Source organism: Collinsella sp. CLA-AA-H167 (genome assembly GCF_040095305.1).
Classification (GTDB): domain Bacteria; phylum Actinomycetota; class Coriobacteriia; order Coriobacteriales; family Coriobacteriaceae; genus Collinsella.
On record NZ_JBBNGA010000001.1, the window covers coordinates 420,179 to 436,789 of the forward strand.

At 48.9% G+C, this 16,611-nt stretch carries 11 protein-coding genes; 10 read left to right on the forward strand and 1 reads right to left on the reverse strand.

The annotated features are described in order from the left end of the window. Positions 1-1,474: 1,474 nt before the first annotated feature. On the reverse strand, positions 1,475-3,706 hold the full coding sequence (locus tag AAAT03_RS01920) for an RICIN domain-containing protein (protein ID WP_349102459.1): 2,232 nt from the start codon (positions 3,704-3,706) through the stop codon (positions 1,475-1,477). 348 nt (positions 3,707-4,054) lie between these two features. Here AAAT03_RS01920 and AAAT03_RS01925 point away from each other — a divergent pair, with 348 nt between their 5' ends. From AAAT03_RS01925 to AAAT03_RS01970, 10 genes are all read left to right on the forward strand, one after another. Then, complete coding sequence (locus tag AAAT03_RS01925; RefSeq protein ID WP_349102460.1) at positions 4,055-4,882, forward strand: DUF2971 domain-containing protein; 828 nt, start codon at positions 4,055-4,057, stop codon at positions 4,880-4,882. A 223-nt stretch (positions 4,883-5,105) separates the two neighbouring features. After that, entirely contained in the window at positions 5,106-5,747 is a 642-nt protein-coding gene (locus tag AAAT03_RS01930) for a hypothetical protein (RefSeq protein ID WP_349102461.1), read from the forward strand. A gap of 520 nt (positions 5,748-6,267) precedes the next feature. Continuing rightward, the gene (locus AAAT03_RS01935) at positions 6,268-7,815 is read left to right on the forward strand and encodes an RNA-directed DNA polymerase (RefSeq protein WP_349102462.1); all 1,548 of its coding nucleotides are present in this window, start codon (positions 6,268-6,270) and stop codon (positions 7,813-7,815) included. Positions 7,816-7,855: 40 nt separating this feature from the next. After that, on the forward strand, positions 7,856-9,649 hold the full coding sequence (locus AAAT03_RS01940; RefSeq protein WP_349102463.1) for a hypothetical protein: 1,794 nt from the start codon (positions 7,856-7,858) through the stop codon (positions 9,647-9,649). A 241-nt stretch (positions 9,650-9,890) separates the two neighbouring features. Next, on the forward strand, positions 9,891-10,793 hold the full coding sequence (locus AAAT03_RS01945; protein WP_349102464.1) for a hypothetical protein: 903 nt from the start codon (positions 9,891-9,893) through the stop codon (positions 10,791-10,793). Continuing rightward, positions 10,787-10,984 (forward strand): hypothetical protein, encoded by a 198-nt coding sequence (locus tag AAAT03_RS01950; RefSeq protein WP_349102465.1) that lies wholly within the window; start codon positions 10,787-10,789, stop codon positions 10,982-10,984. Before AAAT03_RS01945 ends, AAAT03_RS01950 begins: the two co-directional genes overlap by 7 nt. A 556-nt stretch (positions 10,985-11,540) precedes the next feature. Further along, on the forward strand, positions 11,541-12,044 hold the full coding sequence (locus AAAT03_RS01955) for a hypothetical protein (RefSeq protein ID WP_349102466.1): 504 nt from the start codon (positions 11,541-11,543) through the stop codon (positions 12,042-12,044). 1 nt (position 12,045) lies between these two features. Then, positions 12,046-12,822, forward strand: coding sequence for a DUF1828 domain-containing protein (locus AAAT03_RS01960; RefSeq protein ID WP_055250181.1), 777 nt, complete (start codon positions 12,046-12,048; stop codon positions 12,820-12,822). Positions 12,823-13,122: 300 nt separating this feature from the next. Then, positions 13,123-13,257, forward strand: a complete 135-nt coding sequence (locus AAAT03_RS01965; RefSeq protein WP_262348760.1) for a hypothetical protein — start codon at positions 13,123-13,125, stop codon at positions 13,255-13,257. A 1,192-nt stretch (positions 13,258-14,449) separates the two neighbouring features. Then, the gene (locus tag AAAT03_RS01970; RefSeq protein WP_349102467.1) at positions 14,450-16,075 is read left to right on the forward strand and encodes a reverse transcriptase domain-containing protein; all 1,626 of its coding nucleotides are present in this window, start codon (positions 14,450-14,452) and stop codon (positions 16,073-16,075) included. Positions 16,076-16,611: the final 536 nt, after the last annotated feature.

Below are 16,611 nucleotides of genomic sequence, written 5' to 3' on the forward strand. Positions count from 1 at the left end.
ACTGGAAATCTGACTACTATATTAGCAACGAGGAGAGCAACTTATCTGCTGCGTATGACCACATAACTAGCGATTCCTATCTCCTTCTCCAACGTTTTGTGAATAAGCTGGCGGAACGTACATATGAGGGCTGCCCTATCGCTTATGGTAAAGATGTTTTATTCTTCATAGAAGCTCGCTATACCTACGCTCTGGACGATTCTTGCAGCATGGATATGACGGTTCCCAATCCTACTGACGACTAAGTTGAGGTCGCGCTCAGGGCAATATTCTCTGAGATCCGATATGAGGGCATATTCTAAGTTGAGTTTATGGTGGATGCCGACGGCAAGCTTTGGTTCCTGGATATTAACTTTAGAAACTCGACTTGGAGCTTGACTTCCATGAAAGCCGGTATGCCTCTTCCCATTAATTTGGATGAACGGGATACGAGATGGCAGGATTCCAGATGGGGTTGAACAGGTTGTAACCGATGGTTACAGAGCCCTTACCGAACAGCCTGACTTTCATTTCAGAGTGAGAAGTTATAAGTGAGAAGCAAATTAGACTTTTCGATTGGCGGAAGGCTGTAAAGACGGCAGATTGCCTCTATTTCTACGATCGACATGATTGACGACCTTGCTTTGCTGCATGGTGGTGCGCAACAGGCAATTGTTGAAGCGAAAGCTAAGCTTGCTATTCTAAACGCACCGATACGGGTTTAGATACTAATAGGGGAGTAAGTTGGGCTTCAAGGAAATAGATTCCTTCTTCGAATGGTTCGCAGCGCTTTTCTGCTACATGAGCTTCATTGTGCCGTATGGCGACGCTAACTCCGCCGCTATGCGGCAGCAGGGGCTTCCTAATGGTGTCGGAGCGATCTTGCTTGTCGCGGTGGCCGTGGTTCCCGGCGCCTGTGAGCTCAAAGGTATTGTTAAGACTCTGAGCTTCTTGGACCCCCATCGTCGTCTTTCTGCCTATTGTGGTCGGCTACTCGGCCGCTACGGAATCGCACGGCATCGAGGCCGGGGCGACCGCCATTGACTTGGGCGCCCGTGACATAGCTCAGATAGGCGGGGCAGTCCGCTTGCGCTAGGCGCGTCGTACGGTGGATTAGTCTGCGTAGCGCTTATCTCCAACATTGATCTGGTGTGGGATGCGCCCATATCCACGCGGGTGCTGGTCAACAGGATGAGTCCGGCTCTCGGCCTGGTGTTCTCAGTGGCTATCTTCGTGGGTATATATACGAGCGCGGCGCCGCAGTTGTGGACGAGTGTAAAGCTTAGCAGCGGAGGGCCCACGTCGTAACAGGCTTGTGTATGCGGCAGGTGCGAGCTCGGCTGTGTAATTGCCTGCCTGGTACCTTATGCGCCTTTGCTCAACGTGCTGCACGGCTTGAACGGGTGTCTCGTATTCGCGCTAAAAGCGTTCATGATGGTGCACGACGCGAAGGGGTTTGCGAAAGCTCGCAAGGGCAAGCGGTAAGCCTGTTTCATTAGATTTTCTTGAGCACCCATCTTTGGGCTTCGGTCCCGTTGGTGGCATAGACCTGTATGTTGGTTCCGGGCGTCGAGCGGCCGCCCGACGCGTCGAGCGCGAGCTCGGGGTGACCTGCCGGCGATAGGGTAAACGTGCCGTCTTCGTTCGGCACGACTGACCAGCGCTGGGCCTCCGTGGAGTTCGGCACGTACTGCTGGACGTTGACGCCACTTGACATCAACCCGCCCTGCACGTCGAGTGCCATTTCCGATTTGGCATTGGTAATTTCGTAGGCGCCTGCCGCTTCATCGTACCTGAAGAGGAACGCCTGCGCCATTGTTCCGTTGGATTTCCAGAGCTGTATGTTCGCCCTCGAATCCCACGAGCCTCCCTGGACGTCGATTACGGATTCGGGCGAGAACGAGCATTGGATGACGTAGATTCCGTTAATACCGCTTTCGTTACCTGGCTTCTTTAACGTCCATCTTTGGGCTTCGGTCCCGTTGGTGGCATAGACCTGTATGTTGGTTCCGGGCGTCGAGCGGCCGCCCGACGCGTCGAGCGCGAGCTCGGGGTGACCTGCCGGCGATAGGGTAAACGTGCCGTCTTCGTTCGGCACGACTGACCAGCGCTGGGCCTCCGTGGAGTTCGGCACGTACTGCTGGACGTTGACGCCACTTGACATCAACCCGCCCTGCACGTCGAGTGCCATTTCCGATTTGGCATTGGTAATTTCGTAGGCGCCTGCCGCTTCATCGTACCTGAAGAGGAACGCCTGCGCCATTGTTCCGTTGGATTTCCAGAGCTGTATGTTCGCCCTCGAATCCCACGAGCCTCCCTGGACGTCGATTACGGATTCGGGCGAGAACGAGCATTGGATGACGTAGATTCCGTCTCCGACCGTACGCTCCGAGATGTCGGGCGTGGCTGGCATATTTGAGTACTCGACCTCAAAATCAAACCTTGCAGTCCACTCATAGTTCGATGCCATGGTGATGTTGGAGGCAGCAGTGAGATCGACTTTGGCGCTGTTCGTTTTCCATTCTCTCTGTTCCATCGTAAAGGCGATGATTCCGTTCTGGATGCCACTGATGCTGGGCGGGAAGGACTGGTTGTCGGCGTCGATAGAGAACTTGTTCTCCTTTGCGTCGAGGTGCTGCTGGATGCGATCGGCATACTTGGCAGCCCATTCGTCGGCCTTGCCGTTGTGAACGAAGTAGTTATCTTTGAGGCTCGTCGAACGGGTGGCGTACTCGTCGGCAGTGTAGATTTTGGCGTGCCCCTTGTGCGCGATTGCCATGAGTTCATCAGTGATACAAAAGTACAGGTGGCGCTGGTCAAGGTCGCCATAAAAGTTGTCGGATGTATCGTCCCAGGTGCAGTCGACCTGGTACCATTTTCCATCGAGCTTGACGGCATTCCAGGTGTGGCCGTCATAGGTATCGCGGGTCTCTGAATTGGTGATGCCGGCAGCGGTGAGCAGCTTGGAATAGGCGCTTTCATACGCCTGACAGGTGCCCAGGCCGCGCGTGAGGGCACTCTCGGCAGATGACCACTTGAGCGAGTTGTCGTACTCAAGCTGATCGAGAAGCCAGTCGTGAAGATAGAGGGCCATTTCGTATTCAGAACCATCTGTCTCTTGCTTGGCTTGTGACACTGCTTTATTGACAATGCTCGCAACGCTGGGATACGCATCATCTGCAACCTGGATATACGAGTTGGTGCGCAAGTAATAAACGCCCGACGCCTTGTCCATGAGGTAAAAGCGGAAGTTATATGATCCGGTAGCCGTCATTGTGAACGTAAAGTCGTGGCTATCGCACGCATCGGTGTACTTTGTCCACTCTCCGCGGCTTGGATCGGCGACCGACTCGTAAGCGTACTCGTTGGGGTTAGAGTACGAGGGCGCATCCATGCGGAAGAGATAGCTGCCACTGCCACCAGTTGCACTTACATGGAAGGTCGTTGGCTGTCCAAGTACTGGTTCGTTCCATTCGGCGGTGAGGGTGACACTGCCGGTGGTGGCGCTATCGCTGTGCTGATATCCACTTACTGTGGCCTTTGTGGCTTGTTCCGTATCAGGCGACATATCGGAAGCTAGGGAAACCTGAGGTTCCTCCTGATGTGAAATTGGATTCGCGATATCGGAATCATTTTTGATGGACTCATTGCCGATCTCGCCTGTATCGATGTCGCCTGTCATGCTGCCGCCCGAATTGTCCGCTGCGCCAGTATCAACCTGCTCCAAGGTGTTTTCTTGCCGCCATCCTTCTTCCGCTATAGCCCTCACAGGTATTGTTGCGTTAAGCATAGATACGCAAAGAACTGCGCAGAGCGAGCGGTAAAAGACTCGTTTCATAGCGGTGCCTCTCGATAAGGTGGGCGCCAAGGCCCGGAGGCGGCGCCAGGCCAGCACTCCGTGTATATGTATGTGAGGTTATTTTAGGGTAACGTCATTCAGCAACAGCGGACTTTTTGGACAAAGTTGGGGAGGGGGGTGCTTGGAACCGTTTGGCACTAATTGATTTTTCGTGATCATGTCTATAAATTTTGATGAACAGTGATATGGACTCATTGTTATAGCTAGGAGCCAAACATGGAAGCACCCGCCGTTCTCTATCATTATGCAAGCCTAGATACGCTGGCCTTGATTCTGCATAAACGAACTATCAGGTTCAGCCGGTTAGATAAGGTTGATGACCCACAAGAACAGCGTTCAGCAGACTCTCAAAATCTTGGAAAAATGAAGCTCGTCAGTTGTTGGACCTCTTCTGATGAGGAGAGCATCCCCATGTGGCGCGAGTATGCCGGAGCTGAATGTGGAGTAAGAATTCAGATGAAAAGCTATCCATTTAAGCAGTACTCTATTTCAAATGAAAGCCTCAATATGTTATCAAGTGAAGCGGTTTTGAACGCCCTTGGTGGTTCATTTGATGGGCTTCATCTGCCCCTCGAGGACTTTTGGGATAAGAATTACCATTTTTTTGAAACGGCTCGTGATCGTGAGATTCTTCACGAGGTTGAATACACAAATGATGAGTCTCTTTTGTTTCCAAAGGTAATTAACGCATTTGAAAACGGCGGACTCGTGGCTGATTTAATGGCACTTGGAGTTCACAAAACAACTGCATGGTCGTATCAGAAAGAATGGCGCTATATCTTGACAGCTGTTCCCATAGGTATCGATTCCGTAATAAACGTTCGGCTAGATCAGATTGTCAGAGCAAATGATGTCATGCTCGATAAATGCGATCCCGGAATCCCGCCCTATTACGATCTTGCTATCTCCGATGAAGCCTTTTCATCAATGAAGATCGTTTCTTCTCCAAAAATGACGCCTGGCAACCGCGTGATTCTGGACGCGTTGATAGAGAAATACGCACCCGGTATTGAGGTTGCAGAGAGCTCGATTGAACTTTCTTGAGTCGACAACCACGCGCAACCCAAAGATATCTCCGCGTTTGTCTATGGCAAGAGGCGTCGGCTTTCATTACCGATTGTTAGTAACCGTGGCAATTAGAATTGGACCAATACTGAAATTAGACTCGAAAGCTGTTCCAGATGAACTTCAAGGAAAAGGTGTAAGTGGACGACTGCTTAACTGGAGACGTCATCCACTGCGGTACGTGTCAAGGGAGGGGGAGACAATGGACCTAACGATTCTACCTGAGTACATCTCAGCGATTGTGGCAATCATCGCATTGTTCATTTCTTGTTACCAAGCTCGTCTCAGCAATAAACAGTCTCTATTCAATCGACGTTTAAATATTTGGATAACCGTCGATAAACTCATGAGCGTTTACGCAAAAAACGCGAAGAACTTGGAGCATGATGACGAACCGCAAATGGCTATCGACCTACTATTTGTTTGGCTGACTAACACCACGTACCTGCAATCAATTTCAGCCTCGATTAGTAAGGTGTTAGATGCCGACCTTCAACTCAAATTGCATTTAAAACTTGATGAAATGAGATCGCTCGCCATGGAGGCAAGATTTTGCTTCAAGGGAAAGAGCGGAGAGGCAATTGCCGAATTCATAGAAGCTTATCAATCCCTTTTGTTTTCAATGTATCAGTATCAGATTCTATTTAATAAGATGCTCCAGAATGCAAGGGAATATCAATGGACGCTTGAACAGGCTTCTGAAAGGTTAGATGAGCCCGATCAACGGCAAGATCTCTTTGAAAGAGAAAACACTCTTGCCGCATCATACAAAACTCTATGCCAGCTAAACAAGAGAGGTGCAATTCAGCGCCAAATACAACTAGCAGGTCCTATATGGCGCTGAGAGAATGGATAGATTACATGTCGATTAGTGGCAGCACTCCGTATCTACCGATTGTCCAAGCAAGCTATCTCGTGACGCAGTTTGGCCGTTTCTAGTGGCTCATATGATGGCCTTCGCCTGCCGTTGGAGGACTTTTAGGATAGAAGTAATTACATTAAGGATATGCGTCACGGGAGCACGATAAAGCCCACTTAAACGGACAAGCTCGTAGCAGAGACAGGGCGTACGCGAAGGACTTGTTTGGCGACATCTGGGGAGTGCGATGGCCCCGCTTCTCTCGGACCTCAATATAATAGGAGCAATATAACTGGCTCGTATTAGTTACGTAGACCCGAGCACGCATTTAGTATAAGCAATCGGATCGGTATTAATAGGTTGACTGCAGGCACATAGAAATCCTTTTAATTAATTACAGCAATTTCAATGTGATTCACACTTCTAAATTGAAGTATTTCATAAATATCTATGCAGCTATTTGATTAAACTATTGTTCATTAAGTAGCCTATCTTAAGGTCGGCAATGGAATCTCAATTATGTGACAAGCTCTTTGCTCCTTCCAAGCCTTACTGGGCATATTGGCAAGAGTTATCCGAAGATGCTGTTTATAACGGACTAATGCTTGCCGGATGGTTTGCCGACAAACTACCGCCGATTTTTTCGGCAGAACAATTTGTTACGTATTGCAATAATCGCAAAATGGCAAGCAACGATTCACGCTCAGAGTGGATTAGATTTAATTACATTCGGTGCAATGGACAATATCGAAAATTCGGCATACCAACCCCCTTCACCTACGAGCGACTCGTCCGCGGTTTAGCCGACAATTGGGGCGATATAGTCCGTCACGTTCAAAAATACACATTACCGCAGCCTTATGCAGTTAGCAGGATTCATCCTCGTGTGATTCCCGATTCGCAAGCAATATTCCAAATGAACTATTCAAACTGGATGACTGATCCTAACCCTGAACCAACTATTCTTATTGGTAAAAAATATCTCGTGAAATGCGACATCTCCACTTGTTTTCCGAGTATATACACGCATTCTTTGCCTTGGGCGATTATGGGAAGGGATAACGCAAAGCAAAATAGAAGTTCCCGTCGGGGCGGTTGGGCGAACGAAATTGACGGACTACTTCAAAAGGCGTGCGACGGCGAAACCCACGGATTACTTATCGGTCCACACGCTTCCAATGTTGTCTCAGAATTAATTCTCACAGTTATCGATGCTAGTTTATTTAACAAAGGCTATAGATTTATTCGAAATATCGATGACTACAATTGTTATGTCGCATCGCGATACGAGGCCGAGCAGTTCATCATCTCGTTGCAGGAAGAGCTGTCCAAGTTTCGTCTAACACTGAATCAGAAGAAAACTGAAATACTAGAATTACCCATAGCGCTTTCTAATGGCTGGGTAAATTCATTAAGGCGCAATGAACCTAATAAATCAGACCCGCTTGATTACAAAGATGTGTCATCTTTTTTGGAATACGCGACCAGTCTTCTTCCTTCTTACCAGAATAATGCCTCAATACTGCTATACGCGTTCAAAATGCTCGCATCGCGCTCACTAAAGCCTTCGGCAAAAGCCTATTTTCGGGACTATGCCATGCACCTTGCAATCGTATTTCCTTATTTGCTGCCGTCATTCGAGAAAGCAATAATTGAGCCTTTGAGTATGGACAAAGATTATATTGAGTGTCTCTCAAAGGTTATTATCTCTGATTGTCTTAATCACGGTGATCACCTTTCGGTTTGCTACGGCCTTTACTACGCAATTAAGTTCGATTTTAAGGTTGATATGCCCGATTTTGAAGATATCAAAAGGGCTAATGACTGTCTTTTATACTTATTCGTCTATCTTTACGCCAAGCATTTTGGCGATGGAAATTTGCTTGATCGTCTTACAAAGCATGCTAAGGAATTCCCAATAGAAGGGCGTGAATTTGAAGAGATGTGGCTTTTTCTCTATCATATTCGATCAAAAGAGTGGTTACCGTCTGATGAGTGGAGGGCCATTAAAAAGAGGGGAATCAAGTTCATTAAACCCGAATATTTAAATTAGTGATTGGATTTTTTTATTTAGCTTCTATTGAGGTGCAGCGATGACTGGACGTATCCCTTGGACTCGATATTCAGGTGAGGATATCGAGTCAGTTCTTGCGACGTTTATTTCTCTTGAAGAGCGAGACGCCATTAAAATTCGACCTTCTAGGGGCGATGGAGGAATTGACCTTATCGTTTACCTTGATGCTGAAACGGTCGACATATATCAAATTAAGAAATTTGCTGAAAATCTAAAAAACGGCCAGAAAGCTCAGATTGAAAATTCGTGGCAGGAATTATCGGCAACCACAGTCGATTTGCATGTAAAAATAAATAGCTGGCATCTTGTTATGCCATTAGATCCCACAAATGAGAATCTAAGATGGGCTAAGGAGCTGGTTGAAACTTCTGGTACAAAATTCGTCTGGGATGGCCTTTCAAGAGTTGATGGCTGGGCGTCCAAACACCCAGAAGTAATTGATTATTACTTTTCAAATGGAAAAGAAGAGGTCTCTGAGTATGCTGCGAAACTGCTCTCCATGGCCAATCTTCCAGACTGCAGCGATCCAGCCATTCTCGAGAATAGGCTGCGCGATCTATGTTCCCATCTTGATAAACTGGACCCTTACTATGCATATTCAGTTCACGTGCTCTCAGAATACGACAAACGCGATGATTTTTGCGCATGTGCCCCTGGCGTTGTTATGTCCCAAATTCTAGTAACCCCGCGAGCAGGTCGAATCGCAATCGACGTAATTGAAAAGACGCCAATTGCTTCAATGCTGCATCCATTAAGGTTTTCACTGAAAATCACTGCAGGGACTGACGATGAGAAGGAACAGGCCAAAAATTTTATTGAGTATGGCATGCCCTTCACTTCGTTGCCGGCGGAAGTGATTGATCAGGCCTACCAATTGCCCGTTGGACGTTCCTGCGATGGTATTCGAAAGGGAATCATTAAGACCCTTGATCTGCCCACATCAACTTGCATAAGGTCGGCTTCGTTGTTCTGGGAAGGCTGTGGTGAACTACATCTAATAGTTGATAAGGCCACTCATGGAACGAAGGGAGCTTTCTTTTCTGCCCATGACGCGACGGAAACCTTTCGATTGAGCTTTAAATGGATCGGCAGCCAGTCCGGCGGAACGATTAACTATGAGTTTTCATTTAACAAATTACTCAATAAGCGTTCTCGAGATGTAGTAAGAACTTATCGATTCTTAAGCGAAGCCGAAGATGAAAAAGTGGAGCTTCGAATCGATGGCACGAGTGCTCTCTATTTTTATCTCGGCCTCAGGGATGATGTGGTTGCCGAAGTAAATGCCATATACAGTCTTGCGGTTGCGTTAGAAACTATTAACAGGGCTGCGGACAGCGAAATGCCTTTCCCTGATTATTTTAAAATCACTAAAGGAGAAGTCGCAAATATTAAAGATGCAGCAAGACTGCTCGATGGCGAAACGATTGTATATAGTTGGGAATCACATGGGTTTAATCTAGAAGGGGATGAAGTCCCAAACTTTGAATACCCCTCTTTAGCGCGCTGGATTAAGCCTATAGCTGTTAAGCTTGGAAGCAAAGAGGCATTCTGCGGTTTTGCACAGACTACTCTAGTAATTGGTTCTTCAGAATGCTCAGCAGACCAAATAAAAGATTCTGAACGTAAGCTAGTCTTAAGCCCAGATGATCAGTACGGAAACAAAGCTATATGTGCAATGGTTCCACCAAATGAAGATGTACTGAAGGGCCGAGATACTTTATGGACCGTTCGTCCTCCAAAAGTAGACGATTGGTTAACAATGGTTGAGGCTGCGGAATCATCAGCTCAGGATTTTAAGCAATTGTCAAAGTAGGCTATTCTTACGATTTCAACCTGTAAGGGTCCTTTGTTACAGACTTAGGAATTTATGAACGCCAATCGACTCGAGGCGATTCTTCCTTTCACCGACTGGCAAAACGATTTACACCTTATTAATGGTACTGTTCACGGGCATTTTCTTTGCTTGCGGCTTGATTTCGCTAAAGTAATAACTGCTGCTACCAGGGCATTTTCTGGTGCACATTCTATTGGCTCCTACGAAGATCGGAGCGGGTATGTTTGCTGCCAAGTCCTACACCAGCCGTCATCACATTGCGATTGTTGCCATGGCCTGCCTATGCGTTTTGCTGGGCGGGCCTTCTTATGCCGCGGGCGCAGACAGCCTCATCATTGCGGGCACGACGTACTACGAGCCGGGCGTGTCGGGCCCCGGCTGGGCCTGGACCGATGCCGACCACCTGGAGCTCAACGGCTACGCGGGCGAGGCCATCGGCGCCGACGGCGACCTGGTGCTAACGCTTGCCGGGCAAAACTCCGTGACGGAGTCGCATGCGCCCGATGCGGACATCACGCTGTGCGGCATGGAGGTGTGGGGCAACATGACGCTTCGCGGTACCGGGACCTTGACGGCGACGGGCTCGCAGAGCGGGATCCACGTCTCGCAGGCATTTGTGGTGGACAGCTGCGCCGTCGATGCCCGGGCGGACGGGGCCGATATCACGGATGAGGCGGTCGCCGGCGTGATCGCCAGCGACATGGCCGTGCGCGGCGGTGGGCGCGTCTTTGCCGCGGGCGCCGGGTCCGGAGCGGGCGTGCGCGCCTACGGCGTGTTTGTGCAGGATGCGGGCCTTGGCGATGGTGCGGCCGGCTGTCGGCTTTCCGTCGACGTCTCGTGGCTTGATGCAGCCGGTGCCGACGGCGGTGTTGCGTGCTTGGGCGGGTCGCTTGTGTCCGCGCGGTTTGTGACGCCTGTTGGTGGGGCTTTTGGTGCTAGCGGCGTGGTTGATGCCGGCGGTGCGGTGGAACCGCATGTGGTGGTTGAGCCCGATGTGGCCACGCCTCCGGCGGGGGAGACCGACGGGCGCGACGTGCCGGGCGGTGGGACGAGTGATCCTGCCGCCGATGTAACCCCGCTGCCGGAAAGCCCACCGCGGGGCCCACGGCAAATCCCTTGCTGAAACCCGCGGCCGCGACAACCAAGACAAAAACGACAGCAACCAAGACCACGGTCGCCAAGACCACTAAGCCCAAGACGGCTACCACGACAACCGCCACGCTCCCCAAGACCGGCGAGAACTGCTGGATCGCCGCGTCCGTGGCGCTTTTGCTGCTGGGGACAGTGCTGCTCGTCGCCGTACGCCGCTGCTGAAACACTAATTTTTCGGAAGTGCGGGGAAAGCAGAACCTGTCGACCGTAACCCGCTATTTATCAACAAAACCACAGGTCGCGAAAGCGTAAAACCGTGGGCTGGTCAGCAGATCTCGGTTTTATCCCGCACTTCCGGAATTGTCTCCATTAGAGGCCAACCAACAGTCGGCGATTGTATCTCATGCAGTCAGTTAGTTAAAATTGGCCATGATTGCGCTTGCCGACATATCATTCACCATCTCACGCGTGCTACCTCGCTACGATATTCACGAGGCTCATGATGATATAATTTCTACCAAAGCATCGTTTGGCTTGGGATGGATTTAGTTCAGTTCCCGAATGAGGGCAGGCTCTTGGGACCGAGAAATTTTTACTCCTGGGTTCAAGCCTTGCAACTGCCGGCGCATCGATACCTTTTGTTATGCCAAAGTGATACACACATAACGAAGAAAGCCCCTGCGGGAAACGCTTCCGCTACATTTTCGAATATCTGTCCCAGCGAGCATCTATCATAGGATGAGATTACTGGGCAATAGCCATTAGGATTGGAACTGCTGTGAATATCTTCAGCTGGAACGACTTGAATCCAACTGCTCGCGAATACATCTTGATGGCCAAAGATGTGCGTGATATGCAATATCGCAAACAATGGCCTACGCCTGGAGGTAAAACGCTAATCGAACTCGTTGCTAACGAGAATAAAGCCCTTAAGTTTTATCTTGATCTTACAGAGAATAAAAGAAGTTCTTCCTTAATCCTTGGACTTTCCGCTGACAGAAAAAGCACCATGCAGACACGCGTATCGGATCGTCCATTAATTCGTCTTGATTATAGTGATAATCCCGAGGTCCTTCGTCACAGAAATCCAGACGGATCGCTGGTCCTTGGTACTCATGTCCATTTTGATATAGACGGATACGGCGCCAAATGGGCTTGTGGCATCCCAGGTCAAAGTATTCTGAAACCTCTGAACGACGATTTTGCATCACTCTTTTGGTCATTTCAGGAAACTTGTAATATTACAGACAAGCTTAAAGTAGAGCTATCTCTGGGGGTGTGAGATGAACGTAGATCAGGCTCGAGGCTTTATCAGCGCATACGCCAAGTTCGTAGAGGCAAATATGGTCCCGGTCCAGCAAGGTAATGGCGTCTGCATCTCCACCCCCATGCTCAATCGAAACAACGATTGCATGCGGGTTTATCTGGGTGATGACCCAGCAGGCGGCTATGTCATTTCTGATCTTGGTGAAACCATCAATGATCTTGAATTGTCTGGATTCACCATGAAAGGACAGCGAATCGATAAGCTCAATTCGATTCTTTCTGGCTTTTCGGTAAAGGAAGAAAAAGGCGAACTGTGTATAACGGCTTCCGGATCTGACCTTCCTATGAAGATGAATATGCTTCTTCAGGCTATGGCCTCTGTTGATGATATGTTCTTGTTATCTCAAAGCAGTGTGAGAAACCTCTTCACTGAAGATGTCGGCAATTGGCTGCTTGATAATGAAATCCCTTATGTTCCTGGCCCGTCTTTCCAGGGCCGATCCGGACTTTCGTTTAAATTTGACTATGCAATTGGTAAAAACAAGAGAAGACCCATGCGCCTTATTAAAACGGTAAATAATCCTGGTAAGCAAGGCATTCAAAATGCATTATTTGGATGGGAAGACATTAAGTCGGCACGCAACGATTGCGAAGGAGTCGTTTTTCTCAACTCCACCAACACTAAAGATGGTGTTGTCTCCCCCGAGTCTATCGAAGCTTGCAAAAACTACGGACTTACTCCAATCATTTGGGGCGTCGATCAAGACTCCTATGTTCCCATGCTCGCTGCATAGGCGGTTTAATTTTGAAATGCTCATGCAAGCTGATGAATGGCAATTAGGCATGCCTTGCTACTCATTCCATTCGTCTGTATGCTTTACTCAGTTTTTGTTCGTAAGGCGCGACCAATGAAATCAAAAGAACGACTACCGCGAAGATCTTGGTTGCAGAGCACGACCAATGCAATATAAATAATGCTCGCGAAGATGACGCCTTCAACTGCTTAGGTTGAAGGCGTCTTGATTTACAAGCGGTATCGACTTAACCTGTGCAGCTGAGGGTAATTCGCGTTTTTCCTGCCGGAAGCATACTACGTGCCGAGCGTGTCGGGCCCCGGATGGGCCTGGACCGATGCTGACCACCTGGAGTTTAACGGCTACGTGGCTGAGGCCATCGGCGCAGATGGCGACATGGTGCTGACGTTTACCGGGCAAAACTCCGTGATATAGTCGCATGCGACCGATGCGGTCATCACGCTATGCGACATGGAAGTGTGGGGCAACCAGGCACTTCGCGGTACCGGGACCCTGACGGCGACGAGGCCCCAGTGCATGATAACGTTTCACAGGCGTTCGCGTTGGACGTTGCACCGTCGATGCCTCGTGGCTGGATACGACCGGTGCCGATGGCAGCGTTGCGCGCACGGGCGGCTCGCTTGTGTCTGCGCGGTTTGTGGTGCCTTCCGGCGGGGTCTTTGGTGCTGAGGTGGGTAGATGCTGCCGGGGGCCGTGGCCGCGTATGTGGTGATTGGACCCGTTGTGGCCACGCCACCGGCTGTGTGGAGACCGATGGATGCGGCGCGTGGGTGGCAGGGCGGGCTAGCCTGCTGGCGGTGCCGGTCATGTTGCAGGGCAGCCCGGTGCTTGGTAGTTGACGGACCTCGTAGCGAAGCCCACGAACGCAGCGCCCAAGACAATCACAACGACCAGGCCACGGTGGCCACGTCGTCCAAGCCCAAGACTGCCACCGCGACAACTTTAGCTCTTCTCAAAACCGGCGACAACAACTGGATTACTGCTACCTTTACACTGCTTTTTCCGGGAATAGTGTTTCTAGGTGCAGCATATTATTGCTGAAACACTTTTTGAATTTTCTAGCTTAGGCACCACCAAGTACCGTGAAATGGTACCGCCAATATTGAGCTTAGTCCCCGGTGAATTATTTTTACCTGCGATCCGCCCCAGGGAGCCGCTGTATGTCGACCTTGCATATGTCGACTTTGACCGCGTTGAGCGCGATCCCGCCCATGATTGCATGCGTATTGATTCCGCCGCCGGGTCTTGAGTTCCACTCCCTCTTCTTGAACTATCTGTAGAAGACCGGTGAAGAGGTGCCTCGCCTCGCTTCATTAGCTCAAAATGCATCGACCGTCTATTAGTTGCGAACGATGTTCAATTATCAATGCAGAAGGCACCTTCGGCCTTAGGGGTCATTCCTGTATTCAGGGTTCCTGATTTGACACAGTTACCTAATTTTGAATTTGCATCAAATGGATGACTGGTAAAATACACTTCATAGCCGGTTCGAATTAGCGTTTGCGCATCGCAATCGGATATGTGTTGTTTGCACATTATATTCTGCTACGTGTCTATTAAGTACGACTCTACGGAGGAACCGGCTATCAACTTTAAGGAAAATCTGATGCTCAACGAGCTGCAGTCGAAGACAGATCTGGCAGGGTTTCTTGGCCTGTCTATAGAAAAGCTTGATTTCTTTGTCAATTCATCCTCCATGTATGACCTATACAGAAATAAATTGATTCCTAAAAGAAATGGCGGCTATCGAGAGCTATTAATCCCAAGATCTGATTTAAAAAAGGTTCAACGAATTATCGCTAAAGAGCTAGAAAAAAGCTACAACCCTTTGCCTTGTGTGCACGGTTTTGTAAAGGGTCGATCAATACAAACAAATGCTGAGACCCATATTGGCTCACAAGTAATTGCTGGCATTGATATTAAGGATTTCTTTCCTTCAATCTCATCTAAACGGGTATATGGCCTTCTTGTTTCGAAGAAGTTAGGTCTCACCCCTGAAGTTGCATTCTGCATTTCTAGACTTGTCGCCACACCAAAAGGGCTCCCTCAGGGAGCTCCCTCATCCCCTTTAATTTCGAACATGGTTTGCCTTGGCATGGACAAACAGCTTATGCATCTATCGCATGAGTATCATTATCAATACACGCGATATGCCGATGACCTAACGTTCTCTTTTAAAAGCTCTTTTTATTTTTATCGACACTTTTGCTCAGAGGAAAAGCTCAGGTTGCCCAACAAAATACGAAACGCGATCACTGACTTCCATGGAACCGAGTCATTTGAGATCAACGAAGATAAATCGTTTTACAGTTGCAGTTTCTCAAGACAGCTAGTCACGGGCGTTGTCTGTAACCAAAAGACAAATATAAAGCGCGAGCAATATCGGCGACTCCGCTCAACGCTCCACCGACTAAGCAATAGCGACATTGAAGGCGCGATGGGCTGCTATTACGGTAAATCCATCGCTAAACTCACCGACGCAGAGAGAGGGATATTTCAAGCGGCTCTTCGAGGAAGTCTAAATTTTTATAAGTCTCTTATTAAGAATCCCTGGACATCGGGACCGCTCCTGCGTTTAGGCAGCCTCTACAATAAAACGAAACCAGAAGATACGCCTGTTTTCCCAGTCGCACTTCAGCAAGACTCGCTTCTGTATCTAGAAGGAGAGGATGACAAAGAAACCCCGTTTGAGGGTTTAGGGTTTTACTTAACCGGCTACGGCCTTGTGACGGCGTGGCACGTGATATGCGATGCCGTTTCTCATGACATGGAAAGAAGGGAAATAAAAGTATCCAGCTCAGATAAGACCCCGCTTGCTAAATTTAAATTTAGCAAATCGATCGTTCAAGACAACAAGCGCGATGCTGTAATACTACGAGAAGTTCCTCAAGAAATCTTAAAGAAGATCCCCAAGCTTCCAGCAGTCATGGATTTGCCCGTAAAGGGGGATAAGATCTCCGCTTATCAACAGCATTTTTCCGAATCTAGATTCAGCCTTGAATTGCACAGTGGGGATTTGCTCAGGGTCGGAGATCCAAGCGAAGAGGGCACACTTTGTTATACGAATTGCTCATTTCAGCATGAAATGAGTGGTGGGCCAGTGTTTAATGACTTGGGTCAGGTCATTGGCATAGTACATACTGCAACTGAGCAGGGAAAACTTGGCTCTTTCCTTCCTTTAAGGGATTGTATCCGCTCATCCGATGTTTATGGAGAGTGGCAGGTCTTCTAACTAGATTGTCATACATTCTGGCCCAAAACGCTCATCGCGTCAGACTTGAAACAAGGTGTCTGCTGCTTCTACTTAAACGGTGACAATCGGAAAAGCCATAAGGGGGTGCTGAGTTAGATGCTGGAAAACGGGCCAGTCAGGAAGATATAGAGCGGCGGACTGTATAACATTTCGTTCTAGTACGACTCTGAGACCTATGCGGGAAAGCATGAGGGGAGCGGCTTCTCCGGAAAGATAAAGCTCGCGGATTTCGTCGGTCTGGAGACGGGTGCTTTTTATTTAAGGCAGCGTGCGGACCGATGGGCTCTACTCATGTTCATAGATCAGGCAACCATACTTGGGGGTTACGTTCAACTTGATTATGGCATTCAGTTTGCCTACTCAGAGACACGAGAGGACGGAGCCGTTCGCGTAGCTGTCGAACGCCCGGTTGATTTTGGTGTTTACCACGTTGAACCATCTGCCTGCGGTTAGAAGGTTCAACGTCGAAGGATTTACTACTGATGACCTCAATTTCTTGACAGAATTTATTGATA

Excerpts from the sequence above, each read along its gene's own strand:
- AAAT03_RS01930 (WP_349102461.1), top strand. The coding sequence starts at position 5,106 with ATGGACCTAACGATTCTACCTGAGTACATCTCAGCGATTGTGGCAATC.
- AAAT03_RS01925 (WP_349102460.1), top strand. The coding sequence starts at position 4,055 with ATGGAAGCACCCGCCGTTCTCTATCATTATGCAAGCCTAGATACGCTG.
- AAAT03_RS01970 (WP_349102467.1), top strand. The coding sequence starts at position 14,450 with ATGCTCAACGAGCTGCAGTCGAAGACAGATCTGGCAGGGTTTCTTGGC.
- AAAT03_RS01960 (WP_055250181.1), top strand. The coding sequence starts at position 12,046 with ATGAACGTAGATCAGGCTCGAGGCTTTATCAGCGCATACGCCAAGTTC.
- AAAT03_RS01940 (WP_349102463.1), top strand. The coding sequence starts at position 7,856 with ATGACTGGACGTATCCCTTGGACTCGATATTCAGGTGAGGATATCGAG.
- AAAT03_RS01945 (WP_349102464.1), top strand. The coding sequence starts at position 9,891 with ATGTTTGCTGCCAAGTCCTACACCAGCCGTCATCACATTGCGATTGTT.
- AAAT03_RS01935 (WP_349102462.1), top strand. The coding sequence starts at position 6,268 with ATGGAATCTCAATTATGTGACAAGCTCTTTGCTCCTTCCAAGCCTTAC.